Genomic DNA, 26,428 nt, shown 5'->3' on the forward strand with positions numbered 1-26,428 from the left:
GGATCCGTCGGATCCGGGGGAGAGGTCTTCACGCGCTTCACCCTACGAGCGAGAATCGGGCATATCGGACTTCGGTTCCTTACGAAACGCGGACGTCGACGGCCCTGAGCGCCCCGAAGGCGCCGACGGCGTCCGCGCGGTGCGACGCTTGCCGCATGGAGCAACAGCCGCATGACCCGACACCGGGCGCACCCGCACGGCCCGGGACTGCCGGAGCCGGACGGATCCTGGTCGTCGACGACGACCCGACCGTCGCCGAGGTCGTCTCCGGATACCTCGACCGTGCCGGATACGCCGTGGACCGTGCGGGCGACGGGCCGACGGCCCTGGCCCGGGCGGCCGAGCGCCGACCCGACCTCGTGGTCCTGGACCTGATGCTGCCGGGCATGGACGGCCTCGAGGTCTGCGGCCGACTGCGCGCCCAGAGGCCCGTACCGGTCATCATGCTGACCGCGCGCGGGGACGAGGACGACCGCATCCTCGGCCTGGAGGTCGGCGCGGACGACTACGTCACCAAGCCGTTCAGCCCCCGCGAACTCGTCCTGCGGGTTGAGTCGGTCCTGCGCCGGGCCCGGCCCCGCAGCGACGCGCGCCGCCTGGTCGCGGCCGGTCTCACCGCCGATCCGGCGGCCCGTCGCGCCACCAAACACGGATCCGAACTCGCCCTCACCCTCCGGGAGTTCGACCTGCTGGCCTTCTTCCTCGCCCACCCCGGCCACGCCTACAGCCGCGAGGATCTGATGCGCGAGGTCTGGGGATGGGACTTCGGCGATCTGTCGACCGTCACCGTCCACGTGCGGCGGCTGCGCGGCAAGATCGAGGACGACCCGGCCCGGCCCCGCCTGATCCAGACCGTCTGGGGCGTCGGCTACCGCTTCGAGCCCGCGGGCGAGGCGGCCCCGGAGACCCTAGACGCCGCACCCACCCCCGCGGAGATGTGACCGTGCGCGACATCCTCCTCATCGCCCTGTTCGCCTTCCTCGGCGCCGCGGCGGCCGGGGCGCTCGGCGCCCTCGCGCTGTGCCTGCTGCGCCGGCGTTCGCTCACCGCGTCCCTGGCCGTCGTCGCCTCCGTGGCCGTGGGCGCGATGCTCGCCGGAACGCTCGCCGTCGCCCAGGCGATGTTCCTGTCCTCGCACGACCTGACCGTGGTGACCACGGTCGTGGCCATGGCGGCCGTCGTCTCGCTGGCCACCGCGCTGCTGCTCGGCCGCTGGGTGGTCGCCCGCAGCCGTGAACTGGCCCTCGCGGCACGCTCGTTCGGCGACGGAGGAGCCTTCGCCGCGCCGGGCGTCCCGGCCACCGCGGAACTGGAGGAACTGAGCCGCGAGCTGGCCGCCACCAGCGCCCGGCTCGCCGAGTCGCGCGACCGCGAACGCGCCCTGGAGGCCTCCCGCAGGGAACTCGTCGCCTGGATCTCGCACGACCTGCGCACCCCGCTCGCGGGCCTGCGCGCGATGTCCGAGGCGCTGGAGGACGGCGTCGCCGCCGACCCCGACCGCTATCTGCGTCAGATCCGCAGCGAGGTCGAGCGCCTCAACCACATGGTCGGCGACCTGTTCGAACTCTCCCGCATCCACGTCGGCGCGCTCGTCCTGACGCCCTCCCGGATGTCGCTGTACGACCTGGTCGGCGGCGCGCTCGCCGGCGCGGACCCGCTCGCCCGCGAGCACGGTGTCCGGCTCGTCGGCGACCGGGTCGAGCCGGTGCCGGTGGAGGTGGACGGCAAGGAGATGAGCCGGGTCCTGGGCAATCTCCTGGTCAACGCGATCCGCCGGGCCCCGGCAGACGGGACGGTCGCCGTCGCGGCCACCCGCTCCGCCGAAGGCGTGGTCCTGTCCGTCACCGACGGCTGCGGCGGCATCCCCGAGGAGGATCTGCCGCGCGTCTTCGACACCGGCTGGCGCGGCACCCACGCCCGTACACCCCCCGCGGGCGCCGGCCTCGGACTTGCCATCGTCCGCGGCATCGTGGAGGCGCATCACGGCCGCGCCGCCGTACGCAACATCCCGGGCGGCTGCCGCTTCGAGGTCACCCTCCCCGCAGCCGGGACGTAAGAGCCTGTCGTTGCACGCCCGGCTGTGCCGACTGTGCCCCGACGCCCGGCACGCGACCCCAAGCTTTCGGCTGCGCAAGAGCGAGGGGGACCCTATGCCGCACGGCGTCCCAGGACAGGCGACTCGGCTCGGCCACGTGCCCTGGGACGCCGCATGCCGATCGCTCGCACCGATCGCTCGCGCTGATCCCTCTCACCGTTCGCGCGGAGCGCCGACGCCGCTGCGCCCGCGCCCCGCGCCCCGCGAGAACGACAGGGGTCCGGAGAGGACAGGCTCCAAGCTCCGGCCGGACCCGCCCCCTCCCGAGCCTCTACCCCTCCTCCCGCAGCGCCGCCACCGCGAACTCCGCCATCCCCTCCTGGAAACCGACCTCGGGCTTGCAGCCCAGGTCGGAGCGGAGCCGGGACGAGTCCGCCGTGATGTGGCGGACGTCGCCGAGCCGGTACTCCCCGGTGACCACCGGGGAAGGGCCTCCGTACGCGGCGGCCAGGGCCCGCGCCATCTCGCCGACGGTGTGCGGCTCCCCGCTGCCGGTGTTGTAGACCCGCAGCGCACCGCCCGCCGAAGTGGCCTCCAGCGCCGCCACGTTGGCCGCCGCCACATCCCGTACGTGGACGAAGTCCCGTCGCTGCGCGCCGTCCTCGAAGACACGCGGGGCCTCTCCGCGGGCGAGCGCCGAGCGGAAGAAGGACGCGACGCCCGCGTACGGGGTGTCGCGGGGCATTCTGGGCCCGTACACGTTGTGGTAGCGCAGCGAAATCGCCGAGCCGTCCGTCGAGCGGGCCCAGGCGGCGGCCAGATGTTCCTGGGCCAGCTTGGTCGTCGCGTACACGTTGCGGGGGTCGACCGGGGCGTCCTCGGTGACGAGTCCGGACGTCAGGGCGGCGCCGCAGGCCGGGCAGGTGGGCTCGAAGCGTCCCGCCGCCAGGTCGTCGACGGCGCGGGGACCCGGCCGCACGACGCCGTGCCGAGCGCACGCGTACCGCCCCTCCCCGTACACGACCATCGACCCGGCGAGCACCAGCCGGCGCACCCCCGCCTCCGCCATCGCACCGAGCAGGACGGCCGTGCCGAGGTCGTTGCGCGAGACGTACTCCGCCGCGTCGGTGAAACCGTTGCCGAGCCCGACCATCGCCGCTTGATGGCAGACCGCGTCCACGCCGGACAGTGCGCCGCGCACCGCATCGGCGTCCCGCACGTCCGCTCCCGCGTCCTCGCGCACGTCGAACACGAAAGGCTCGTGCCCGCGCGCCGCGAGCGCCTCGACGACATGGGACCCGATGAACCCGGCACCGCCGGTGACCAGTACACGCATGACTCGCACGCTAGGCCCCGCCTCCCGGCCGGACCAGCACCGCGCCGCGCACGTCATCCTTCGGTAAGGAGTGGAGGCGCACGGGGCGTGAGAGTGCGTGGGAGTCGTGAAGAAATCGCGCACGAATCTGCGGATTCGGTCACAGGAGCGGAAAACTCGGAGGGATCACTCGGCGCTTCGAACAGGTCGGGCGCCGAACCGCGTGATGGGAGACCGATCAACGATGTTCACTCCGGCACGGAGCAAGGCAGCGAGCACGGCAGAGGGCTCGGCACGGAGCAAGTCACGGAGCACGGCAGGGAGCAGAGTGCGGACCGTCGCGCTCGCGCTCTCGGCAGTCGCCGCCCTCACCCTCGGCACGACCGCCCTGACCACCACGACCGACGCGGCAGCGGCCCCCGCGCCTGCCCCGGCGGTCAAGAAGCAGGGGCCGACCTCGGTGGCGTACGTCGAGGTGAACAACAACAGCATGCTGAACGTCGGCAAGTACAAGCTCGCCAACGGCGGTGGCAACGCCTTCGACGTCGCCGTGATCTTCGCGGCGAACATCAACTACGACACGACCAAGAAGGCCGCGTACCTGCACTTCAACGAGAACGTGCAGCGCGTTCTCGACAACGCCGCCACGGAGATACGCCCTCTCCAGGAGAAGGGCATCAAGGTCGTCCTCTCGGTGCTCGGCAACCACCAGGGTGCCGGGTTCGCCAACTTCCCTTCCAAGCAGGCGGCGTCGACGTTCGCGAAGCAGCTGTCGGACACCGTGAGCAAGTACCGCCTCGACGGCATCGACTTCGACGACGAGTACGCCGAGTACGGCAACAACGGCACCGGCCAGCCCAACGCGAGCTCGTTCGTGCACCTGGTGACGGCACTGCGCGCGAACATGCCGGACAAGATCATCAGCCTCTACAACATCGGCCCTGCCGCGTCGCGCCTCTCCTACGGCGGCGTCGACATCTCGTCCAAGTTCAACTACGCCTGGAACCCGTACTACGGAACCTGGCAGGTCCCCGGCATCTCCCTGCCCAAGTCCAAGCTGTCGCCGGCGGCCGTCGAGATCGGCGGGACCTCGCGGAGCACGGTCGCCGGCCTCGCCCGCCGCACCGTGAGCGAGGGGTACGGCGTCTATCTGACGTACAACCTCGATGGCAACGACCGCAGCGCCGACGTCTCCGCGTTCACGAAGGAGCTGTACGGCAGTGACGCCGTCTACACGCGGTAGAGCACCCTCAGTGGGCTGAGCCCGCGTGCGAGCCGCGCTTCCGACAACGATGTCAGAGGCGCGGCTCGTCCGTGACCTGGACTGCGGTCACGCCACGGGCCCGGGCGCGCTCACCCCACGAGGTGGCTCACCCCACGAGGTCGGGGGAGCGGAGCATCTCCGGCGGGATGTTCCAGGCGTCGACGAGGTCGCCCGCGATCGGCCGGACCTTCCGGCACAGGTCGTTCACCTCGCGGTGGACAGCCTTGGAGCGCTGGACCGTCAGCCGGCCGTGCTCCATGAACCAGGCGCGGTCCGCCTCGATGGTGGAGAGGGCGAAGAGGTCGCACAGCAGGGCCATCGCGGCCTTGTTCTCCCCATCACCGTTTCCGTCGGGCATCTGCCGCACCTTCTCGACGAACGCTTCGAGCACCAGCCGCTCGACGTGTGCGTGCGCCACCGCGATGACGTGGTCCTGCACCTGCGAGAAGACGACGCCCGGATGCTTCTCCTGCTCCATTCCGCGCTTGAGCCGGCGCGCCAGACCGGCGAGCATGTGCTCCTCGCGGAAGCGGAGCATGGCGAGCTGGTACTCCGAGTCGAAGAGGCCCGCCTCCTGGTCCCACTCGTCGCCGCCGGGCAACAGGTCGCGTACCCGTTCCAGCAGCTTGTGGGCGGACGTCTTCTCGATGACCGTGTCGACGGCGAGCCCCGTGACGTACCGGACCATGCCGAGCTGGTCCATGTTCTCGAACTCGCTCGCGTAGTGCGTCAGCAGCCCCTTCGCGACCATCTGCAGCAGCACGTGGTTGTCGCCCTCGAACGTCGCGAAGACGTCGCTGTCGGCCTTCAGGGCGGCGAACCGGTTGACCGCGAGATATCCGGCGCCTCCGCACGCCTCGCGGCACTCCTGGATCGTGCGCGTGGCGTGCCAGGTGGCCAGGGCCTTGGTGCCCGCGGCCCGCGCCTCCAGTTCGCGCCGGGCGCGCTCGTCGTCGGCGATGCCCGAGAACACCTCGTGCAGCTGCGTGCGCACGACGTCCTGGGCGAAGTGCAGCGCGTACGTGCGGGCGACGAGCGGCAGCAGGCGGCGCTGATGCATTCCGTAGTCGAGGAGCACCTGCTCCTCGCCGTCCGCGGCCGCCTCGAACTGGCGGCGCCGATCGCCGTACTTGGTGGCGATCGCAAGCGCGACCTTGGCGGCGTTGATGGCGCCGCCCGCGACGCTGACCCGCCCTTGCACCAGCGTGCCGAGCATGGTGAAGAAGCGGCGGTCGGGGTTGTCGATCGGGCTCTCGTAGACGCCCTCCGCGGTCACGTCGGCGAACCGGTTGAGCAGTGCCTCGCGGGGCACGCGCACGCCGTCGAACCAGATCCGTCCGTTGTCGACGCCGTTGAGACCCATCTTGCGGCCGTCGTCCTCGATCCGGACGCCGGGAGCCACCGCACCGTCCACGCGGACCGGCACGACGAAAGCGTGCACGCCCTTGTGCTCCCCGCCCACCTCCAGCTGCGCGAAGACGACGGCGAGCTCCGCGTGACGGGCCGCGTTCCCGATGTAGTCCTTGCGCGCCGCGTCGCCGTCGGTGGTGATGACGAACTCCCGGCTGTCGGCGTCGTACCGCGCCACGGTGCCGAGAGCCTGGACGTTGGAGCCGTGCCCCGTCTCGGTCATCGCGAAGCAGCCCATCAGCTCCCCGGTGATCAGACGCGGCAGGTACGCTTCGTGGTGGCGCTCCGTGCCGAGCTGCAGGATCGCGCCGCCGAAGAGCCCGAACTGCACGCCGACCTTCACGAGTACCGAGAGATCGCCGAAGGCGAGCGTCTCGAACGCGGCGATCGACGCACCGATGTCACCGCCCCCGCCGTACTTCTTCGGGAAGCCCATGCCGGTCTGCCCCGTCGCCGCCATCTCGACGACGACTTCACGCACACGCTCCCGGAACGCGTCAAAGCCGAGCTCTTCCGCTTCGTCCAGCACGCCCGCGTACGTCGCCAAATTCGCCCGGACCAGAGTGCGGACCTCGGAGTACTCGCCGTCCAGCAGCTCCGCGAGAGCCGGGACGTCGACGGTGGGGGGCACGTAGCCCCCCGGGGAAACGGCGCTGTCGGTGACCATGACGCCCTGCTACCCGACCCTGCGGTGATCAAATCGGTCAGCTGGTCCGTTCGGGGGCGATCAGTCGGTGCCGCGGGCGCCCAGGCCGGCGGTCAGGTCGTGCGTGTGCTTGCCCAGAGGTACAGGCTGTTGCCGGGGTTCGGGCGGCCGGGCGAGGGGGGTTCCGCGTGGACGTCGACGCGTTCGATGTCCAGGCCGGCCAGCTCCGCGTACCGGCGGACGTCCTCGCTGAGGCAGCGTTGGGGCTGGTAGGTCCAGTCGACGAACCGCACCTCCTCCTCCGTGCCCTCGAATTCCGGCACCGCGACGAGCAGGATGCCGCCCGGCCGGACGCGGCCCGCGAGCCGCCGCAGGCCGTCCACGAAGCGGGCTTCGGAGAGGTTGACGAGGCAGTACAGGCACACCGCGGCGTCGTACACACCGAGGCCGGTGGTGTCGCCGAAGAGGTCGGCCAGGACGAAACGTCCGGCGGGCACCTGGCGCCGGGCGTGGGCCAGCATGACTCGGGACACGTCGATGCCGGTGACGTCCATGCCGTTGGCGCACAGTTGCTCGCTGGTGGGGCGGCCGGAGGCGCATCCCACGTCCAGGACGCGGGAGCCGCGCGCCAGACGGTTCGACAGTTCGTCGACGGCGTCGATCTGGTTCTGTCTCTGGTCGGCGAAAGCCTGCTCGTACTTCAGGCCGAGGCTGTCGAAACTCCGGCCGATGTAGGCGCCTTCCGGTGTCATCACCATAGGACCGGCAGCCTTTCCGGGACTCGCTTGATGTTGCCCGTACGCCACACCAGTTGGTCGGCGGGAAGTGCGAGACGCAGCCGCGGGAGGCGTTCGACGAGGACGGCGAGAGCCTCCGCCGCGTGGACGCGGGAGATCGTCGAGGCGGGGCAGAAGTGCGAACCCGCGCCGAACGACAGGTGGTTGTTGGGTGAGCGGTCGAGGTCGAACCGTTCGGGGTCGGGGAACTGTGCGGGGTCGTGGTTCGCGCCCTCGACGCACACCAGGACCAGTTCGCCCGCGCGTACCAGGACCTCGCCGACCTGTACGTCCGCCCGCGCGATCCGGGGCAGACCGTCGCCGATCGACAGGGTGCTGCGCATCAGCTCCTCCACCGCGCGCGGCATCGCCTCGGGCTCCTTGCGCAGGCGGTCCATCACCTCCGGGTGCCGGACGAGCATCAGCACGGCGTGCAGCAGGAACACGTACGTGCTCATGGCGCCGGCCCCGAAGAGGGAGGTGACCGTGGCGGCGAGCATCTCGTCGGTGAGGTCGCCGCCGTCCCGCTCCGGGTCGTCGCGCAGCTCGCACAGCCGCCGGATGAGACCGCGCTGACTGTCTCGGTCGGCCCGTACGAGACGGAGAACGAAGGCGAAGTCCTTGTCCCAGTTGGCGGTGCACTCGTCGTAGGCGACAGGGCTGGTGACGAAGCCGAGGTCCAGGCCCGCCATGATCCGCAACCCGTCGGCGTAGGGCACGCCGAGCACTTTGCACAGCAGAGCGGCGGAGTACGGTTCGGCGAACCGCGACCGCAGGTCGAGCGGTGGGCCCTCGTCGACCATGGCGTCGACCAGTTCGTGGGCCCGCGCGGACAGCCACCGCGCCGACGCGGGCCCGGAGCGGGGCCCGAAGGCCCGCATCACCTCCTGGTGGAGCCCCGCGCTGTTGACGTTGCCCATGGTGCTGACGATCTCCGGGGGGATCGTCAGCGCGTACTGTCGTGGGACGTCGGGAGCCGCCGTGTCGTGCAGGCTGAAGCGTTCGTCCTCCAGTACCTGCTGGGCCAGCGCGTGACTGGTGACCAGCCACGCGTCATCGCCGGTGAGGGTGCGGATGCGGGCGACGGGGCTCTTCTGGCGCAGCCGGGCGCATTCGGGGGGCACGATGTCCCCGCGCCGGGACAGGGGCCACACGACATCGGCGTACGCGGGCGGGGTGGAGGTGGAGGTGGAGTTGGAGGCAGGAGTGGAGGCCGCGTCGGGGCCGGAAGTGGAGGGGGCGGTCATGAGGCTCTGCTTTCTTCCGCGGTCCGGACGATCAGTCGCGGCATTCGACGATGGCGTAGCCCTGGTTGTCGGCCGGTTTGAGTCCCCTCGGACGGTCGCCGAACAGCAGGCGCCCCAGGGGGAGGATGGAGTGGTAACAGTGGACGGATGAGGCGACGCCGAGAATGCGCGGTGTGTCGATCACGAACGGCAACTCGGCTTCCACGTAGGCCAATGCCGCCCCGACCTGGGCGGGGGCGGGCATTTCTGCCGGTCCCAACCGGGTGCTGAGGAACTGGTACGCCGTGGCGTCCTGTGCCGCCCGCAGCCCCACGTCGGTTCGCAGCGCCGTCTGTGTCCGTGCCCGAACCTCCTGGTAGCCGGGGTCAGCGAGGAAGCCGGACAGGGGTCGGGCCCGTACCTTCTCCGCCGCCGCGCCGATGTCGTCGCACGCGCCCCTGATGCGGCGCCGCGTGCCGCTCAGCTGCTTGGCCACACTTTTGCGTGCGGCGGATCGCTCATAACCGAAGGCTTCGAGCATGGCTTCCAGTGCGACGTCCGCGTACACGATGTCGACCGCCGCGAAGCGCGCCGTCGCCCACGTCAATACATCGGTCAGATGGCGACGGCTGAAATAGCTGTTTCCTGCGCTGACGCCGAAAAGCGCGTGATTTCCGTCGTGAATGGCACCCTCGCTGTTCGGTCCGAGAGTAGAGAATTTCACGCGGTCGTCAACTACGGTACGGGGTTCGCTGCAAGCCATACTTGACTCCTCGCCTGCCGGTACGTGAAGAAGCGCGCACCATGTAAAGCTCTCACAGAAAGGCGATCGGAGTTCCGTAAACCCCCCGAAAGGGCCGTTGTAGCGTAATTACTACCGGAATTGCACGCCCTTTTTTCTTGAGATGTGTTCCGGGCGTGCGCCCCGCGCGGAAAGCTCTCGCAGAGGTGCCGGGTGGGATTCTTGGAGAATGGGAAAGATTCCAGAGAGGCGTGCCTTTGGAAAAACGAATCTCCTCAGGCCGGTCCGACCCTGCCGGTGAGGGCCTCGTCGGGTCCGCTGAGTACAGTGATCGAATATTCGGCGGCCGCATTCGACGACCGCCGGCCGACGTAACCACACCTCTGGAGAACCCGTGACACCGCACCAGCCCCTCGACCCCGCCGCGGCCCGCGCCGCCACGGCGACAGGCCGGCGGACGCGGAGGGGCACCGCGGTGTGTGCCGTGGTCCTGCCGACGGCGCTGCTGGCCCTGCAACTGGGCCTCGGAACCGCGGCCCGGGCCCAGACCCAGGAGCAACCTCCGAGCGGGACCCGGGCACCGGCCGGGTCGGGACCGCGCGTGGCGAGCCCGTCGGCGGTCCCCGACCGGGCGATGATCACGGAAGGCCAGGTCAAGGAGGTGGCGCGGGGCGGTGAGATCACGTATCCCAGCGTCACGAGCTGCCTCACGGTGACCGTGCGCCTGGAGGGCGGCGGCCTCGTCGGGGCGCACGCCAGCCTGTTCCAAGTACCGGGTGAACTGCGTTCGGACCGGATCCTGGCCGCGCTCAAGGACCGCGTCGGCGACCGCGGTGTGACCGCGGTCGAGGTCAGAGGGGCAGTGGGCGCCTGGCACCCCGGCTACTTCGTCAAGGCGATCGAGAGCTACGACGGCACCGAACAGCCGCCCGTCCCGACCGGTCAGGACCTGGACGGGATCGCCCGGGTGGTGTCGCAGGGACTGGGCCTGCCCCTCGCCGCGGTCACGGTCGAGGATGTACCGGACGGAGACCAGACCGTTTCGGATCGGGCTCCCCTGGCTCGGGCTGCCCTGCATCGGGCTCCCGTGTATCAGGCTCCCGTGTATCGGATTCCCCTGCACCGGTGACCAGGGTCCATGCGTCGATGTCCCGATAGCGCCGGGGGCCTGGATGCCCGCTTGTCGTGCTGCCGACCAGGTGGAGGCGGTCGGTCTGCCAAGGGCGTCCGGTGAAGCCGTCGAGGCAGGCGGCCGCCGCCGTCACGGACGCGTCGTCGTAGCGACGGGCGCGGGCCAGGGTGAGGTGGGGGCGCAGCAGACGTTCGGGGAAGACGACGCCGCAGTCCCTGACCCGCGCCCGTACCGCTTCGGCCAGTTCGTGCAGTCCTTCGAGATCGCCCTCGATGCCGCTCCACAGCACCCGCTCGTCGAAGTGGCCGCCCCCGCGCAGCGACAGTTCCAGAGAGGGGCGGGCGGCCGCCAGGTCGGCGAGGGGCGACCGAAGCCGCTGCACGGTCTGGACCGGCAGCTCGCCCAGGAAGGCCAGCGTGATGTGCCAGTCCTCGATGCGGTTCCAACGCAGGTCGGGGTAGGCGGTGTAGGCCCGGCCCAGCGTGTGCGCCAGCTCGTTCTTCGCGTCGTCGGGCGGTGCGAGGGCGATGAACGCGTGCTGGGTGGCGGGCTGGGGCGGTTCGGTCACGGAAGCCTTCTTACCTCATGCCATCCGCGGGGCCGAATCATGACGGTGCCCGTGCTGGACGGGGTGGCGGTCCCCTGCTGCGTACACCCTTCAGGACACCGAGAAGCGGAAGAGCTTGCCGGACCAGGTGGCGTAGAGGTCGTCGCCGACGGTCTCGGCCGACCAGGTCCCGGACCCGCCGGTGGCCCGGTGGTGCCAGACCTGCTCGCCGGTCCCGGCGTGGAAGGCGTACAGCCCCTTCGTACCCGCGGCGAGGAAGAGCCCGCGCAGGACGCCCAGGAACGCGAGGTCGCCCAGGCCTGCCCCTGCCGTCCAGCGCCGCGCGCCGGTCCCGGCGTCGACGCCGTACAGGACCTTCTTGTCCAGGTAGCAGACGGTGTCACCGGAGCGTGCGAAACCACGGTTGCCGCGGGCGGTCGTCTGCACCGTCCAGAGCGTCTTGCCCGACGCCGGGTCGAAGGCGACGAGCAGGCCGCGCCGTGAGCCGCTGAAACCGGTGCTCGGGTAGCAGAACAGGGTGCCTTCCAACAGGCTCAGGGACCCCGCGAAACCGAGGATCTCGCTGTTGGTGCGCGGGAGTTCGGTGGACCTGCTCCAGCGTGTGCGGCCGTCGTCGGGGTCGAGGGCGAGCAGTTTCATGTCGGCGTCGATGCCGTAGAGGACCTTGCTCTTCTCCGGCGGGTACAGGGTGACGAGGTCCTTCGCCCATATGCGCTCGCCCGTCTTGCGGCCGAGGGCGAAGTAGCCGCGGAGCATCGCGGCCGGATCGGTCTTCGACGGGCCGCCCCAGACGAGCAGGGCGCCCGCGGGGGTGGCGCCGACGGTCATGCTGACGTCCTTCACGTCCTGCGCGGTCCATCGCACCTCGCCGCTCGACGCCTCCAGTGCGCGGGCGGTTCCGCGGCTCTTGACCATGACCACATCGCCGTCCGCGAAGTCCAGTTCGGGTGCGCTGTCCCCGGCCGGGGGCGCCTCCCACAGCTTCTTGCCGGACCGGCCGTCGAAGGCGTGCACCTTGCCGTCGGTGCGCACGGTGTAGACGCGCTTGTCGTCGGGCAGCGCATCGGTGTTCTGTCCGTCGAGGTCCTTCCACAGGAGCTTGCCGGTACCCCGGTCGAAGCAGGCGCCGGAGGCCTTCTCGGTGCACAGCAGGGTGGACCGGGTCAGCGCGCGCAGAGACATTCCGGCCTGCGGAAGCTCCTTGGTCCAGGCGAGTTCGGGGACCGCGGCCGAGTCCCCGCCGCCCTTGCCGCGTGAGCGCAGGAACCACGTCGTGCCGCCTGCCGCCGCGGCCACGGCGAACGCGGCGCCGCCCGTCAGCAACCTTCGGCGGCCGAGCAGCGGGCCGCGCAGCGCGTCCTCCAGTGTGCGCTGGTCCTCGGTCACCCGGAGCTCGACCGCGCCCAGCCATCCGGCGGTGGTCTCCGGGCGCAGCCAGGCCTGCAGTTGCTCGACGGTGGGGCGGCGCGCCGGGTCCTTGTCGAGGCACGCGGCGACGATGCCGAGCAGGCCGTGGGGGACGCCGGTCAGCTCCGGCTCTTCGTAGGCGGCGCGGTAGAGCAGGGCGTGCACCGCGCCGGTGCCGAAGGGCGGCACCCCGGTCGCGGCGAAGGCGAGCACGGCCCCGAGGGCGAACACGTCGCTGGCGGGCGTCAGTTCGAGCCCTCTCGACTGTTCGGGCGACATGAAGCCGGGCGAACCCGCGATCTGGCCCTCGGCGGTGAGCACGGTTCCGTCGACGGCCCGGCTGATGCCGAAGTCGATGACCCGGGGGCCGTCGAGGGTGAGCAGGATGTTGGACGGCTTGAGGTCGCGGTGGATGAGCCCGGCGCGGTGGATGGCCGCCAGCGCCTCGGCCAGACCCCCGCCGAGTACGCGGACGGTGGACTCGGGCATGGGGCCGTGGGCGGCCAAGGCGTCGGTGAGGGAGGGGCCGGGGATGTACGCGGTGGCCAGCCACGGCTGCGGCCCTTCGGGATCGGCGTCGACGACCGGCGCGGTGAAGGCTCCGGACACCGCGCGGGCGGCGTCGACCTCGGCCTTGAAGCGGCGACGGAAGTCGGGATCAACGGCGAGTTCGGGCCGCACGACCTTGACGGCCACCGCACGGCCGCTCCGCGACGCGGCGAGATGGACACGGCCCATGCCGCCCGCACCGAGCTCCCGGATCACCCGGTAGGGGCCGATGTACGAGGCGGGGGAGGTGGCCTGCGGTGGGGGTGGCGAGGAGGAGGGGATCTGCGGGGACGGAGAGGGGAAGGCGGTCTGCGGGGACGGCGTGGCCGGTGCGGGGCCGGACGGCGATACAGGTGCCTGTGCGGACGGCGTCATCGGTGCCTGCGCGGACGGTGTTGCCGGTGCCTGGCCCGACGGCGTCGGTGCGGAGGACGGCGGCACGGGCGGCACGGGTGGCGTGGGCGGTGTGGGCGGCATGGTCACGTCGTGTCGCTCCGGAAGGCGTGGAGGGTGGTCTCGGAGGCGGCGAAGAGAGTGCTGCCGTCGAACTGGAGCAGCCATACGGTCTTTCCGCCGGATGCGTCCCCGGCCTTGCCGCCGGAAGGCTGGTGGGCCCAGAGCGGCTTGCCGTCACGGGCGCGCAGGACGACGAAGCCCGGGACGTCACCGGTGGCCCAGGTGGCGACGGCCAGCACGGACGACGAGACGGACGGCCCCTGGTCCTGCGCGCCGCCGGTGGTCGTCAGGCGCACCGGGCTCGCCGTGTGCCACACCTGCTTCCCGCCACGCATGTCCAGGGCGAACACGGTGCCGGGGCCGTCGTACAGGTAGGCCCGCCCGTCGCGGATCCTGGCCGCGCTGATCGTGGTCGTCTCATTGACGGCGGTCCACAGCTTCTTGCCGTCGGCGGCGCGGAAGGCCTGCGCCTTGGTGCTGGTGACGAGCAGGGTCTCGCCGTCGGAGGACAGGTGGGGATAGGCGCCGGGCTTGATGACGCCCGGGACCTTCCACCGTTCGGAGCCCGAACGCAGGGAGAGGCAACGAAGGGTGCCGTTGTCCTGGAGGAAGCAGCGGCTCCCCTCGGCGTACGCCTGGAAGTCGCTCCCCTTGACCCTGCGCGACCACAGCACCTCGCCCGAGCCGAGATCGACCGCGAGTACCCCGTACCCCTGGTTGCCACCGGTCCCGACGATCGCGACCGAACCGGTGACGGACAGGACGCTCTCGGCGAAGTCGGCGAACCCGCCGTCGGCGCCCTGTTCGGTGACCGTGTGCGCGAACTTCTGCTTGCCGCGGCAGTCGACGCCGAACAGATAGCCCTGCTCGCCGCCCCAGGCCGAGGCGAACAGCGTCGATCCGCGCACGCCCAGCCACTTCGGGTCCCCCGAGACGTCGGAGGGCAGCCGCAGGGACCCCGTCCAGCGTTCCTTCCCGGTGGCGGTGTCGTAGGCGATCGCTCGACGCTGCTCCCAGTGCACCAACACATCCCCCAGAAGCTGGAGTCGAGCGCTCTCCAGCTTCGTCAACGGGGCCGACCAACGCGGCCGCGGCCCGGCCGGGACTTTTGCCGCGGGCCGACCGGTGGTGCCCGAACTGCCCCCGCGTGCGGGGGCCTTGCCGGGCTCCTCACGCCACCCGGCCAGTGCCGCGGCCCCACCGCCCGCCGCGACCGTGGTGCCGGCGGCGGCAATCCACAGGAACCTGCGGCGGCTCGGCCTCCGGGAGCCGCCGTCGGTGTACGCGTCGTCGGGCGGTGCGAGGGACGCCATGGGCACGGGCGGCGCGGACACCAGCACGGCGGCATGCGCCTGCCGTCGGGCCAGGTCCTCCCGCAGGCCCTCGATGAGCAGCGCGGCGGGATCGCTGTCCCCCAAGGCGGCCAGGACGGCGGCGGCGGGCGGCCTGCGGCCGGGATCCTTGTCCAGGCAGGCGCCGACCAGCGGCCCCAACGCCGCTGGTACGCCGTCCAGCAGGGGCGGATGGTGGACGGCGCGGTACAGGATCTCGGCCGTCCCTCCCGTGCCGAAGGGGCCCTGCCCGGTGGCCGCGTAGACCAGGACGCAGCCCAGGGAGAAGATGTCGGCGGCGGGCCCGGCCTCGCGGCTCGACATGATCTGCTCGGGCGCCATGAATCCGGGCGTCCCCATCACGGCGCCGGTCCGGGTCACCTGGGTGGCGTCCACCGCCCGGCTGATGCCGAAGTCGATGACGCGGGGCCCGTCCTCGGTGATGAGTACGTTGCCGGGCTTGAGGTCGCGGTGGACGATGCCGGCGTCGTGGATGGCCGGCAACGCCTCCGCGAGGCCTGCGCCCAGGGCCCGTAGGCCCGCCTCGGGCAGGACACCGAAGGTGCGCACGACGTCGTGCAGCGACGGCGCGGGAACGTAGGCCGTCGCAAGCCAGGGCTGGGGGGCGTCCGCGTCCGCGTCGAGGACCGGCGGGGTGAAGAAGCCGCTCACGCGGCGCGCGGACTCGGCCTCGCGCCGGAACCGGCCGCGGAAGTTCGGTGTCTCGGCGTACTCGGGCCGGATCACCTTCAGGGCGACCAGCCGTGACCCCGGCGACCGGGCCAGGAACACCCGGCCCATGCCGCCCTCGCCGAGGAGCTGGAAGACCTCGTAGGGGCCGATGCGGGCGGGGCCGCCCCGCCCCTGCTGGTGAGCGGCCGGGCCAGGGGGTTGCGGGACGGCGGTGAACTGCCGGGTCGGTGTGGCGGGTGGGTGCGGCACGGTGGGGTGTGAGGGGTGCGAGGGGTGCCCGGCGGTGCGTGTGGAGTGTGCGGAGGTGGGCGCGGGGCTGGGTGCGGAGGGGGTGGCGTCGGGGGCGGCCATGGGGTCGCTGTCGCCGTAGGGCTGAGGGTGCACGTCGTCGTCGCGGCGGTCAGCTCATCGAGCCGAGCACGTCACGGGCGGCCGTGATGGCGTCGGCCTCGGTCTGCTTCTCCGTACGGTCGGAGGACGTGCTGTAGACGAACTCCGTGCGGACCAGGGCGTTGCCCTCGCGGACGATCAGTTTCACCCAGACCAGGGAGTCGTCGACGGCGTGGACGACGAAGGCCTTCTCGCCGAGCCCGCTGAGCGAACGGGATTCGGTCACCTTGTACGTGGGTCCCATGTCCTTCATGGCCACCTTCTTGTGCATGTCGTACATGCTCGCGGCCGACGGGCCGACCGTGACGTTCGCGTCGAGACTCTGATAGTCGCTGCCGGGGTTCGGTGCCTCCCACCGCGGCATTCTGGTGATCATCGAGGCCAGGTCCTTGTCGTCCATCAAGCCGGGCGTGCACTCGGCGCCCGGTGCGATCTTCTCGATGGTGGATGCCTTGATGAGCTGGCAGCCCTTGGGCACCTTGCTGAACGTCTTGCCCTCCGAAGGCGCCTCCGGCGCTTCCGGTTTGGCGGCGCTTCCCGGTACGCCGGGGGGCTTGCCCGACGCGTCGCTCTTGCCGTCGTCGTCCCCCGAGGTGGCGACGAGCACGCCGGCGACGACGGCCGCGACGAGCGCCGCGGCGCCGCCGATCAGCCAGAGGCGGGAGCGGTCGCGGCGGGGGCCGCGGCTGCCCGGGCCGCCGTGTCCGCCGGGACCGCCGGGCGGCACCGGTTGTGACCAGGCCGAAGGCGCGGCCGGCGCCTGCGGTGGGGCGGGTGCCTGGGGTTGCGCCTGTGCCTGCGGTGGGGCGGGCTGTGGGGCCTGGCCGGGCATCGGGGGAGGCGCTTGGCCGGGCATCGGGGGAGGTGCTTGGCCGGGGCCCTGGTACGCCTCGCCGAAGCCCTGCCGGGGATCCACCTGCGGGTTCTCACTCACGGGACAGCTCACTTCCTACGGTTCACACCCTCGGGACCGACAGGAACCCGTCCCTGGGCAGGCCGGAACGGGGATCGACCGGGACCGGACACGACGCGCCGAACCCTCTCGCGAGACACTGCAATGCCGATGAAATTGTGGTGAAGCAGCGGATGCTGCTGCCGTGGGGACGACGAAGGACCGCGGGGAGCTGCGGGAAAGCGCGGCAACGCGCGCTGAATACGGGGGAGTTCGATGGGGGAGTTCGGAGTGGGCGCGGGTGCGGATGGGCCCGGGGCCCGGGACGTGGGTCGGGTGGACGTGGCGGGCGGGGTGCGGCCGGTGGATGCTGCGGGCGTGACCGGCGTGACCGGCGTGACCGGCGTGACCGGCGTGACCGGCGTGACCGGCGTGTCCGGCGTGTCCGGCGTGGCGGATGAGGCGGGGCTGGCGGGTCCGGCTGGGGCGGGGACGGCGGGCGCGGTAGGCCGCGGGGGTGGCGCGGGCCGCCTCCATCTCGCCCTGCTCGGTCCGGTCACCGCACACCGGGACGGGATGCCGCTCGACCTCGGGCCCGTACGGCGGCAGGCCGTACTCACGGCACTCATCCTGCGCGCCGGGACACTCGTCACCCACCAACAACTGCTCGACGACGTATGGGGACTTGAGCCACCGGGTACGGGCCGCCGGGTCCTTCCCAGCTACGTCTACCCCCTGCGCAAGGCGCTGGATACGCCAGGCGCCGGCCCCACTGTGTCCGTGATTCGAGGCGAGCGCGGCGGCTACCGGTTCGCACTCGGCGAAGCCCGCCTGGACCTACGGGAGGTGACCGGACTGAGTGCCGCGGTACGCGCTGCGAAAACGGCGGGTGACCTCTCCGTCGCCCTCGACAGCTGTACGCGAGCGCTGGACCTGTTCCGCGGGGAGCCGCTGCCCGGCCTGCCCGGCCCGCTCGCCGACGCCGAGCGGCAACGCCTCGTTCAGCAGTGGCGCACGCTCCACCAGGAGCGGGCGGAGTGCCTGGTGCTCCTGGGCCGGTACACGGAGGCGTTGGACGAGCTGCTCGCCGCGCCCATGGCGCAACCGCACGACGAGCCGCTCGCCGCCCTGCGCATGCGCGCGCTCTACGGCAGCGGTCGGCAGGCCGAGGCGCTCGCCGCTTACGAAGAGACCGGCGGCCGGCTCCGTGCTGAGCTGGGTGTGGAACCCGGCGATGAGCTGCGCAGGGTGCACCAAGGCGTGCTGCGCCGGGACGACCGGATGCTGCTCGGTGCGGCGGCACCCGCACTCAAGTCGGCACCCGCTCACCCGTCCGTACCCGCTCACCCGTCCGTACCCGCGGACCCGTCCGAGTCGGCGCAACCGTCTGTGCCGACGCACCCCTCCGTACCCACGGATCCGTCCGCAACGGCTCACCCGTCCGCACCCGCACCCCCCTCCGAACCCCCGCACCCGCCCGCGCCCGCAAACCCCTCCACATCCGCCCACCTCCCCGTACCCGCTCAACAGCCGACGTCCGAGCACCACCCGACCCCGGCCCCGACCTCACCCCTCCCGCCCTCATCCGCCTCGCCCCCCGCGCGTCCCCGCCGCAACGAACTCCCCGGCGACACGGCCTGGATCGTCGGCCGGGAGGCGGAACTGGCGCTGCTCACCGCGCCGGTGCCCGCCGGTTCAGTGTCCGTGGCCGCCGTGGACGGTACAGCGGGCGTCGGCAAGACCGCGCTGCTGGTTCGCGCGGCCTGGACACTGCAGGACCAGTACCCGGACGGCTGCCTGTTCGTCGACCTGCACACCCACGGTGCCCCGCACGAGAGCCTGCGTCCGCAGCGGGCCCTGCACCAGCTGCTCCGTGCCGTCAACGGCGTCGACGACGAACTGCCGGACGAACTGCCCGAGTTGACGACCGCATGGCGCGCGGCCACCAGCTCCCTGCGGCTGCTGCTCGTCGTGGACGACGCGCGCAGCGCGGAACAGGTGCGTCCCCTGTTGCCCGCGGGCCCGGGCAGCCGAGTCCTCGTGGCGGGCCGCCAGCGCCTGCCGGGCCTGGACGTCGACCGGCGGCTCACCGTGGAACCGCTGGACACGGATGAGGCGGTCACCCTGCTCACGCGCCTCCTCGGCGAGACGCGTGCCGGGCAGGAACCCGAGGCCGCGCAAGAACTCGCCCGCCGCTGCGGCGGCCTTCCGCTGGCGCTGCGGATCGCCGGGGCCCGTCTGCAGAACCGTCCGTCCTGGACGGTGGCCCACCTGGTCGGCCGCATGTCGGGCGACGAACGCAGGCTGGTCGAGCTCCGGGCGGAGGACCGTAGCGTGGAAGCCGCGTTCCGCATGTCCTACGACCTGCTCGCGCCCGAACTGCGCCGCAGCTTCCGGGCGTTGGGGCAGGCGCCGACCGCCGAGTTCGACGGGCTCACCCCCGCCGTCATGCTGGGCCGCCCGCTCCAGGACACCGAAGACCTCTTGGAGGGGCTGGTCGACGCGAGTCTGCTGCAGCAGCCGCGGACCGGCCGCTACCGCCTGCACGATCTCGTACGCGACCACACGCGCCGCCTGGCCGCCGCCGAGCCAGAGGAGGCGGCAGCGGACCGCGCCGCCGTGCTGCACCTCTACACGGCCGCCGGACGCATCGCCAGCGACTGGGGCCCTGAGGGCTACCCGACAGGACCCGACGTCTCCGACGCGCCCTTCTCGGACTGGCGGGAAGCCGACGCGTGGCTGGAGGCGGCGGGTGGTCAACTGCTCGACGTGGTCGCTTTCGCGGCGGCCACCGGACAGTGTGACCACGCCTGCTGGATCGCCGAGTCCCTGGTCGACCCGCTGGTCCGCCAGGGCCGCTTCCACGAGTGCCGGTCCGCCCTGGAGCTCGCGCTGCCCGGCGCCGACCTGGCCGACGACCGGCGGATGCCCTCCTCCCTGCGCAACTGCCTGGCCATCGCGGACATCTACCAGGGTCGCTTCGAGCAGGCGCACGCCTGGTGCGCCGACGCGCTGCACCTCGCCCGCCGCCGGGGAGACCTGCGCGAGCAGGCCAGGGCGGTCGCCGTCATGGGGGCCGCGGAGCGTGCTCTGGGCCGGCTCCCGGAAGCGGCCGCGCACCTGAGCGAGGTGATGGGGATGGCGGCGCGGCTCGACGACGACTGGCTGGCCGGGATGTCGAGCTGCCAGCTGGGCGCCCTCCACGACCAGCAGGGCCGGCACGAGAAGGCACTCACGTTCTACGCCACCTCTCTCGGGTACGCCGAGAAGATCGGCCGCCCCAGAATGATCAGCAAGACCCTGTGCTTCACCGCCGAGTCGCACCTGGCGCTCGGCCGACACGCCGAGGTCAAAGGCCTGGCGCGGCGGGCGGCGGAGCTGGCCCAGGAGGTCGGTGACCTGCAGTTGCGCGCGACGAGCCTGTCGCTGCTCGGGGCGGCGGAACACGGCCTCGGAGACCTGCCGTTGGCCATCACCCTCCAGCGGGAGGCCCTGTCCACGCTCACCGAGCACACCAGCAGACCCCTGGAAATGGAGGTCCGCCGCCGACTCGGCCGCACCTACGAGGCGGCCGGCCACCCGGCCGAGGCAGAGCGACAGTTCCACATCGCCCGCTCCTTGACCGCCTCGGGGTAGGCCAACTGTTTGGCTGCGCTTGACGCCCACCTCGCTGACAGCCCAGGACCTCAGCTACGCCGTGGCCCCTTCCTGAAGCACGTGTCATCGACTGAGGGAGCTGCTCCCCGCCCGGTTCCCGATTCGTCCTGAAAAGACGCGCCGAGGCGTCCTTCGTGGAGATTGTCGGGCAGGGCGCGATACGTTCCGAACGGACGGCACACCCGTATTAAGAGCGTCTGTTGAGGATCGATATGCAGTGGTTGACGGTCATTCAGTACGGCGTCGTGTACGGGCTGGTGCTGAGCGTCCTCTTCACTGTGGCGGTGTTCGCGGGGGCCGCGGTCAGTCGGGACTTCCTCCTGAACGACTACCCACCGGCGGTCCAGGAGCGGTACGGCAGACCGAAGAGCGCACGAGGGAAGCGGGTCGCCGTGCTCGTGGCTGTGTTCGTGTGGGGGGTGTGCGGCATCCCTCTGATGACGTCGGCGATGGTGGGGCTGAGCGGTGCGCTCAGCGGCGGCCTGGCCTTTCTGCCGGCTGCCGTCTGCGCGGCACTCGTTTTCGCCACATTGAGCGTCTACGACCTGATCGTCCTCGACTGGATCATCCTCGTCGGCCTGCGCCCCCGCCTGCTGATCCTGCCCGGCACCGAAGGCATGCCCGAGTACGGGGACATGGGCTTCCATCTCGGCGCCGCGCTCAAGGGGAGCCCGCTGATCATTGTGGTCGGCCTCGTCACCGGGGGCCTCACCACCCTCTTCGCCGAGGTGTTGTGACGCGGCGGTGTGGTGAAACGGAGACTTTCACTGCCGCACGGCCGACGTCGCCAGGCGGAACCCCACACCGATCGCTTCGAGATCCTGCTCGTAGGCGCCGTGTCGGCGGGCGCATCGAGCCAGGTCCCGGTCATGACGGAACGAACCGCCGCGGGTGACGTGCCGGTCGAAGGCCCAGTCCTCGGTGCGGGGCACCTCGGCGGGCGCGCCGGGGTAGGGGGCGTAGACCGTGGAGGTCCACTCGTCGGCGTTGCCGGCCATGTCCAGTACGCCGAAAGGGCCGGCGCCCCGGGGGAACGAGCCGACCGGCGTCGTGGTGCCGAGGCCGAGGTCCACCAAGTTGGCCAGGCCGGAGCGGTACTCGTCGCCCCAGGGGAACTCCCGGCCGTCGTCGCCCCGCGCGGCCCGCTCCCACTCGTCCTCCGTGGGCAGCCGGACCTCGAGGCCGCCGAGCTGTACCCCGAGCCACTCGCAATAGGCCGTCGCCGCATCCCAGGTGACACCGATGACCGGGTGCTCCGCCGGTGCCCGGGGGACCGGCCGGCCGACGACCGCCGCGAAGTGACTCCACTGGCGCACGGTGACCGGGGTGCGGGCGATCCGGAAGGCGGGGATGTGGATCTGGGTTTGTGGACTTTCCTTCATGTACCACGCCGTCGGCACGCCGGTGTCCGCATAGCGCCGGGCCACGGCCGCCACCTCTTCGGCCGGCGTGCCCCGACGCAGCACTCCGGCCGGGACCTCGACCCAGTCCACCTGCTCGACCCGCATGAACCCCTCCTCGACTTCCCCGACTTGAGCGGACAGCCTTCATGATCACCTCCGTGACCGGGGCGGGCATCGGTCGCTGGACTCATCCGCACGGCGACCTTGGACCCAGGTCCAGGAGCTGACGGGCACGCTCGCTGCCGACGAGATCGACCCGCGCGCCGCACGCGCCAGAAAACAGACCATATGTGCGGGCACGTCCGCGGCACCCGTGAGGCCAGGATTCGGGCAGGCCACTCACACGGGTGGGCGGACTTGTCTCTGCGTGGCGTGACCCCGTAAATTCCGCGCGTGACGGAAGCGGCGCCCAGCGCGAGCCCGATGGCCACGATTTTGATCGTCGACGACCACGAGCCGAACCGCCTGGCCGTCGGCAGCGTGCTACGCCGCGCCGGCTACCACGTACTGGAAGCCGGTTCGAGCCCCGAGGCTCTGGCTGTTCTGCATGCCGCCGATCCGGTGCCCGAGTTGGCCATCGTGGACGTACGACTTCCTGGAGTGAGCGGGTTCGAACTCGCCCGGCTGATGGCCGCCGAACCCACGTTCCCGCGCATCCCGATCGTGCACGTCTCGGCGGAAGCCAACGATCCGGGCGACCGCATCCGAGGGCTCGAAGGGGGCGCCAGCGCCTACCTCGCCTCGCCCGTCGCCCCGGAGGAACTGCTGGCCACGGTCGACACGGTGCTGCTCGCGGAGCGCGAGGCAAGCATCGTCCGGGACGAACGCAGCTTCGCGTTCGACCTGCAACACGCCTTCCTGCCCCGCGCGGAGAAACTGGCGGCGCTGCAGGGCATGGAGTGCGTCGACCTCGCTGTCGGCTACGTACCGGCCATGGAGCGCGCGCAACTCGGCGGGGACTTCTACGCCGCCTTCGCCGTCGAGCGCCGGGTGTTGCTGGCCGTGGGCGACGTGGCCGGGCACTCCCTGGCCGCGGCCACGGTCATGGTCGAGCTGCGTCACGTCCTGCGCGCATACGCCCTGGAGGGCCACGAGCCCCACCGCATCCTGCAGTTGATGGACCGCCTTCTCGTGCACTTCCACTTCGAGGTGACGGCGACCATGTGCCTGGTCGTACTCGATGTGCACTCCGGTGCCATGGAGGTCGCCAACGCGGGGCATTTACCACCGCTCGTCGTCTCGCCGGACGGACAGGCGCGCTACCTCCCCGTCCACGGCCCGCTGTTGGGTGTGAACCTGCACCACAAAGCCGCCACGACGGCTCGTCTGGAGCACGACCAGGTCCTGCTGATGGTCACCGACGGCCTGATCGAGCGGCCCCGGATCGACCTGGCCGTCTCCCTGGAAGAACTCCGCCGACGCGTGGCACGCACCCCCTGCGCCCCGCACGCCCTGAGGGACGCCCTGTTGCAGCACTACAGCAGGGAGACCGAGGACGACATCGCTCTGCTCGCCGCGCGCCGACTGCATACACCGTCGGGCCGGGTCCCGTGAGCGTGTCCTCGAAGCCGCCGCTAAGAGGGCATCTCGGGTGGGCGTCGGGCGAGCACCTCGCGGGCGAAGTCGGCCAGGGGCATCGACTTGTTCCGGGCCATGGTGCGCAGCCAGGCGAGCGCGTCGTTCGTGCTGATCTGCTGGGTGGCGGCGAGGACGCCGATGGCGGTGTTGATGTCGCCCCGGTCGGCCGTTGCCCTGGCCCGCGCGGTGATGTCGCCCTCCAGGTCGGCCAGCAGCACAGCGGCGGCGATCTGGGCGAACACCTCCGCGTCGGCGGGTGGCTTCGCGAGCCCTCTGCCCCGGTGGTAGAGGGTGAGCGTGCCCACGGTGGTGGAGGCGGTGGACAGGGGGTAGGCGAAGGCGGCACCTACGCCGATACGGCACGCGGCGTCCGTGAACAAGGGCCAGCGGGTACTGGGCTGGTCCAGCTGCGGCACCAGGACAGGCTCACCGGTGACAAAGGCGGTCAGCGACGGGCCGCAGCCGGTGATCCACTGCAGTTCCTCGACCCGCTGCCCCCACTGGGACGTGGTAGCGAGCTGGACGCTCTGTGCCCCGTCGCCTTGCAAGGTGATCACGGCGGCGTCGGCTCCGGGCAGTTCCCGTACCGCACAGTCGCACACCGCGGCGAGGCAACCCCGGCCGGGCGGGCCCTGGCGGGTGGCGTGGGCGATCCCGTGCCACAGCGCGTCCCGCCGGGCCAGGCCGGCCGCCGACGTGCCATTCGTGCCCGCACCCGCACCCGCACCCGCCCCCGACAGGCCGACCGGAGCGGCCGGTCCGGTCAGTCGCGCGGCGCGCTGGTGAAAGGCGAGAGCCAGCATCACGTCGCGCAGCAGCGCGGTCGGCTGCCCCGCGCCGTCCGCGGTGCCGCTCCCGTCGGCATGGCGCAGTGACTCGTACACCGTCGTGATGTCCTCGACGTGGTGCAGGACGCCCACGACGCGGCCGTCGCCGGCGGTCAGCGGGGAGTTGACGGGGCTCCAGGCCTTGACGCGGAAGCCGCCCGGGGCCCGGGATTCGGGGATGTCGTAACGCTGGATCCCCATGTCGTGAGGGGTGCCGTGGCGCAGCACCCGCTCCAGCGACGTGGTGAGGTTGTGGACACCGGTCGAGTCCGTGTCCTCGGGGTTGTCCGGGAAGGCGTCGAAAAGGAACGCGCCGGTCAATTCCTCGCGCGAGCGTCCGGTGGCCCGTAGGTAGGCCGGGTTGACCCCGCGGATGTGCAGGCCCGTATCCAGGAGCAGATACGGCGCCGTGGTCACCTTGAAGAGCGGACTGTCGGATGTGGCCCGTAGCGCGTCGTGCACCGGCGCACACCTCCCGGCATCGGCTGAGGACGGCCGCGTGCATAGCGTAGCCACTCGAGGCGGACAGCAGCAGTCGTATGCCGCACCGGGCACTTGTCCGTACGCCGCCTTCGTCGTCCGGTGGGGCCGGATCGGCTGGTGGGGCCGGTTGGGCTCGTTGGGCGAGCCTGTTGTGTGTGGCCTGGCCCGTGGAGCGCTCATAGGGACTGATCAAGCTTCGGCAGCCGGCCGTTTGATGCTCTCGATGATGCGGGCGAATCCCTCCTCGCCGTGACCTGCCTCGACCTGACGTCGGATGAGCCGCTGGACCATGTCGACCACTTCGGTGCTGATGCCCTGCCCGGACGTGGCCGCCAGGAGGTCACCGAGGTCGGAGAACAGCAGGCTCTGCTGTCCCGCGACGGTGTAGTCCCCGCCGTCGACGACATCGGCGAACCCCTTGAAGGCGCCGGTCATGGCGGTCAGCCACGGGGTGGCCCTGGCGGCGAAGTCGCCGGCCGTGACCCCGGCAGGGGCCACCATGGCGGCGCCGTGCAGGAACCCGGCGAACATGACGTACATGCCGGCGAGCAGGGCGAGGTCGTACAGCGACGCCAGCCCGGCATCCTCTCCGAAGTAATCACTGCCGGCCCACAGGTCGAGCAGCGGCTTGTACTGTTCGAAGACTTCTGCCGACCCGCTGTACAGGATCGATGCCCCGGCCTGGCCGATCATGTGCGGTACGGCCATGATCCCGCCGTCCAGGTACGCGATCCCCGCCTCGGCGGCCCAGGCGGCCAACTCCCGTGACTGGTCCGGCGTCGTCGTGGTCACGTTGATCAAAGTCCGTCCGGCCAGCTCACCGGCGAGCGGATCGAGCACCTCCCGTACCGACGCATGGTCCAGCAGGCATGCGATCACCACTTCACCCGCCCGAACCGCGTCACTCGCGGTGGCGGCGGCCTGCGCACCCTGCGCGACGAGATCGTCCGTCCTGCCGGGCGAGCGGTTCCAGACGGTGGTGGCGTACCCGCCCTTCACCAAGGCGCCGGCGAGCGCGCTCCCCATCGCCCCCAGGCCGAGAACGCTCACCTGGACATCACTGTTCATGGTCATTTCCGTACTTCCCCTCGTGTTCTTCGGTACGGATCAATCCTTGGCGACAGCAGTAGAGTTGACCAGTACGGACTAATTAGTGGGGTACTCACCTATAGGTAAGTACGCCGTGGAGCACACGATGAAAGGGGCGGAGGGGCGAGTGACGAAAACAGCGCGGAGCGGTCCCTACTTCTGCGGGATCGACGCGGCGATGGACGTCGTGTCCGGCAAGTGGAAATCGCTGATCCTCTGGGAGCTGCACCACCACGGGACCCGTCGCTTCGCCGAACTGCGGCGTGGTCTGCCGGGCGTCAGCGAGAAGATGCTCATCCAGCACCTGCGGGAGATGGAGGCAGACGGGCTCGTACTCCGCGTGGTGTACCGGGAGGTCCCGCCGAAGGTCGAGTACTCGCTCACCGAACACGGCACCTCGCTCAACCAGGCCCTGGCCGCGCTGGGGGAGTGGGGCACCGCACGCATACAGCGGATCGGAGCGGAAAAGGTGCTTTCCCACGATGGGGCGCCGCACGCGCGCTCTGCACAGGACTCGTAGCCGTGCCCCGGACAGCTGTCCCGACCCGACGGTAAATCT

General features: G+C 71.3%; 19 protein-coding genes. 7 read left to right on the top strand and 12 right to left on the bottom strand.

Annotated features, from left to right (window positions below; all coding sequences use genetic code 11):
• Positions 1-155 precede the first annotated feature (155 nt).
• Together DEJ48_RS39345 and DEJ48_RS39350 are read left to right on the top strand one after the other, a co-directional pair.
• Entirely contained in the window at positions 156-941 is a 786-nt protein-coding gene (locus tag DEJ48_RS39345; protein WP_150220830.1) for a response regulator transcription factor, read from the top strand.
• 2 nt (positions 942-943) lie between these two features.
• Positions 944-2,056 carry a sensor histidine kinase gene (locus tag DEJ48_RS39350; RefSeq protein WP_150220831.1) on the top strand — a complete coding sequence of 371 codons (1,113 nt, stop codon included), beginning with the start codon at positions 944-946 and terminating at the stop codon, positions 2,054-2,056.
• 310 nt (positions 2,057-2,366) lie between these two features.
• Here DEJ48_RS39350 and DEJ48_RS39355 read toward each other — a convergent pair whose 3' ends face one another.
• Positions 2,367-3,371 carry an NAD-dependent epimerase/dehydratase family protein gene (locus DEJ48_RS39355; RefSeq protein WP_150220832.1) on the bottom strand — a complete coding sequence of 335 codons (1,005 nt, stop codon included), beginning with the start codon at positions 3,369-3,371 and terminating at the stop codon, positions 2,367-2,369.
• 307 nt (positions 3,372-3,678) lie between these two features.
• Here DEJ48_RS39355 and DEJ48_RS39360 point away from each other — a divergent pair, with 307 nt between their 5' ends.
• Positions 3,679-4,593, top strand: a complete 915-nt coding sequence (locus DEJ48_RS39360) for an endo-beta-N-acetylglucosaminidase H (protein ID WP_223832396.1) — start codon at positions 3,679-3,681, stop codon at positions 4,591-4,593.
• 127 nt (positions 4,594-4,720) lie between these two features.
• Here the strand turns inward: DEJ48_RS39360 and DEJ48_RS39365 are convergent, their stop codons facing one another.
• From DEJ48_RS39365 to DEJ48_RS39405, 8 genes are all read right to left on the bottom strand, one after another.
• The gene (locus tag DEJ48_RS39365) at positions 4,721-6,691 is read right to left on the bottom strand and encodes an acyl-CoA dehydrogenase family protein (RefSeq protein WP_150220834.1); all 1,971 of its coding nucleotides are present in this window, start codon (positions 6,689-6,691) and stop codon (positions 4,721-4,723) included.
• Positions 6,692-6,783: 92 nt separating this feature from the next.
• Entirely contained in the window at positions 6,784-7,428 is a 645-nt protein-coding gene (locus DEJ48_RS39370; protein ID WP_150220835.1) for a class I SAM-dependent methyltransferase, read from the bottom strand.
• The gene (locus DEJ48_RS39375) at positions 7,422-8,693 is read right to left on the bottom strand and encodes a cytochrome P450 (RefSeq protein ID WP_150220836.1); all 1,272 of its coding nucleotides are present in this window, start codon (positions 8,691-8,693) and stop codon (positions 7,422-7,424) included. The genes DEJ48_RS39370 and DEJ48_RS39375 overlap by 7 nt, the downstream gene beginning before the upstream one ends.
• 31 nt (positions 8,694-8,724) lie before the next feature.
• A complete protein-coding gene (locus DEJ48_RS39380) occupies positions 8,725-9,435 on the bottom strand; it encodes a tRNA-dependent cyclodipeptide synthase (RefSeq protein ID WP_150220837.1) in 711 nt (236 codons plus the stop codon).
• Between the two features lie 983 nt (positions 9,436-10,418).
• Complete coding sequence (thpR, locus tag DEJ48_RS39390; RefSeq protein ID WP_150220838.1) at positions 10,419-11,114, bottom strand: RNA 2',3'-cyclic phosphodiesterase; 696 nt, start codon at positions 11,112-11,114, stop codon at positions 10,419-10,421.
• A gap of 90 nt (positions 11,115-11,204) precedes the next feature.
• Positions 11,205-13,445, bottom strand: a complete 2,241-nt coding sequence (locus DEJ48_RS39395; protein ID WP_223832398.1) for a protein kinase domain-containing protein — start codon at positions 13,443-13,445, stop codon at positions 11,205-11,207.
• Positions 13,446-13,549: 104 nt separating this feature from the next.
• On the bottom strand, positions 13,550-15,901 hold the full coding sequence (locus DEJ48_RS39400; protein ID WP_150220840.1) for a protein kinase domain-containing protein: 2,352 nt from the start codon (positions 15,899-15,901) through the stop codon (positions 13,550-13,552).
• A gap of 49 nt (positions 15,902-15,950) precedes the next feature.
• Entirely contained in the window at positions 15,951-16,874 is a 924-nt protein-coding gene (locus DEJ48_RS39405; protein WP_223832399.1) for a hypothetical protein, read from the bottom strand.
• Positions 16,875-17,210: 336 nt separating this feature from the next.
• On the opposite strand from DEJ48_RS39405, the gene DEJ48_RS39415 reads away from it, so the two are divergent.
• Positions 17,211-20,468, top strand: a complete 3,258-nt coding sequence (locus DEJ48_RS39415; RefSeq protein WP_223832400.1) for an AfsR/SARP family transcriptional regulator — start codon at positions 17,211-17,213, stop codon at positions 20,466-20,468.
• A 242-nt stretch (positions 20,469-20,710) separates the two neighbouring features.
• Entirely contained in the window at positions 20,711-21,226 is a 516-nt protein-coding gene (locus tag DEJ48_RS39420; protein ID WP_150220843.1) for a hypothetical protein, read from the top strand.
• A 27-nt stretch (positions 21,227-21,253) separates the two neighbouring features.
• Here the strand turns inward: DEJ48_RS39420 and DEJ48_RS39425 are convergent, their stop codons facing one another.
• Entirely contained in the window at positions 21,254-21,997 is a 744-nt protein-coding gene (locus tag DEJ48_RS39425) for a formylglycine-generating enzyme family protein (RefSeq protein WP_150220844.1), read from the bottom strand.
• 288 nt (positions 21,998-22,285) lie between these two features.
• On the opposite strand from DEJ48_RS39425, the gene DEJ48_RS39430 reads away from it, so the two are divergent.
• A complete protein-coding gene (locus DEJ48_RS39430) occupies positions 22,286-23,446 on the top strand; it encodes a PP2C family protein-serine/threonine phosphatase (protein WP_223832401.1) in 1,161 nt (386 codons plus the stop codon).
• Positions 23,447-23,466: 20 nt separating this feature from the next.
• On the opposite strand, the gene DEJ48_RS39435 is transcribed toward DEJ48_RS39430, so the two are convergent.
• Both DEJ48_RS39435 and DEJ48_RS39440 read right to left on the bottom strand, forming a co-directional pair.
• Positions 23,467-24,759, bottom strand: a complete 1,293-nt coding sequence (locus DEJ48_RS39435) for a PAS domain-containing protein (protein WP_190537891.1) — start codon at positions 24,757-24,759, stop codon at positions 23,467-23,469.
• 210 nt (positions 24,760-24,969) lie between these two features.
• Positions 24,970-25,848 (bottom strand): NAD(P)-dependent oxidoreductase, encoded by an 879-nt coding sequence (locus DEJ48_RS39440; RefSeq protein WP_223832402.1) that lies wholly within the window; start codon positions 25,846-25,848, stop codon positions 24,970-24,972.
• A 199-nt stretch (positions 25,849-26,047) separates the two neighbouring features.
• Here DEJ48_RS39440 and DEJ48_RS39445 point away from each other — a divergent pair, with 199 nt between their 5' ends.
• A complete protein-coding gene (locus tag DEJ48_RS39445) occupies positions 26,048-26,389 on the top strand; it encodes a winged helix-turn-helix transcriptional regulator (protein ID WP_223832564.1) in 342 nt (113 codons plus the stop codon).
• The last annotated feature ends 39 nt before the right edge of the window (positions 26,390-26,428 follow it).

Origin of the sequence: Streptomyces venezuelae, assembly GCF_008642315.1 — a bacterium.
In the GTDB taxonomy this organism is placed as follows: domain Bacteria; phylum Actinomycetota; class Actinomycetes; order Streptomycetales; family Streptomycetaceae; genus Streptomyces; species Streptomyces venezuelae_D.

What these genes read in the sequence shown, in the direction of transcription:
- DEJ48_RS39345 (WP_150220830.1), top strand. Translation starts at nt 156, where the DNA reads ATGGAGCAACAGCCGCATGACCCGACACCGGGCGCACCCGCACGGCCC.
- DEJ48_RS39355 (WP_150220832.1), bottom strand. Translation starts at nt 3,371, where the DNA reads ATGCGTGTACTGGTCACCGGCGGTGCCGGGTTCATCGGGTCCCATGTC.
- DEJ48_RS39365 (WP_150220834.1), bottom strand. Translation starts at nt 6,691, where the DNA reads ATGGTCACCGACAGCGCCGTTTCCCCGGGGGGCTACGTGCCCCCCACC.
- DEJ48_RS39370 (WP_150220835.1), bottom strand. Translation starts at nt 7,428, where the DNA reads ATGGTGATGACACCGGAAGGCGCCTACATCGGCCGGAGTTTCGACAGC.
- DEJ48_RS39375 (WP_150220836.1), bottom strand. Translation starts at nt 8,693, where the DNA reads ATGACCGCCCCCTCCACTTCCGGCCCCGACGCGGCCTCCACTCCTGCC.
- DEJ48_RS39380 (WP_150220837.1), bottom strand. Translation starts at nt 9,435, where the DNA reads ATGGCTTGCAGCGAACCCCGTACCGTAGTTGACGACCGCGTGAAATTC.
- DEJ48_RS39395 (WP_223832398.1), bottom strand. Translation starts at nt 13,445, where the DNA reads ATGACGCCGTCCGCACAGGCACCTGTATCGCCGTCCGGCCCCGCACCG.
- DEJ48_RS39400 (WP_150220840.1), bottom strand. Translation starts at nt 15,901, where the DNA reads ATGGCCGCCCCCGACGCCACCCCCTCCGCACCCAGCCCCGCGCCCACC.
- DEJ48_RS39425 (WP_150220844.1), bottom strand. Translation starts at nt 21,997, where the DNA reads ATGCGGGTCGAGCAGGTGGACTGGGTCGAGGTCCCGGCCGGAGTGCTG.
- DEJ48_RS39440 (WP_223832402.1), bottom strand. Translation starts at nt 25,848, where the DNA reads ATGAACAGTGATGTCCAGGTGAGCGTTCTCGGCCTGGGGGCGATGGGG.
- DEJ48_RS39445 (WP_223832564.1), top strand. Translation starts at nt 26,048, where the DNA reads ATGGACGTCGTGTCCGGCAAGTGGAAATCGCTGATCCTCTGGGAGCTG.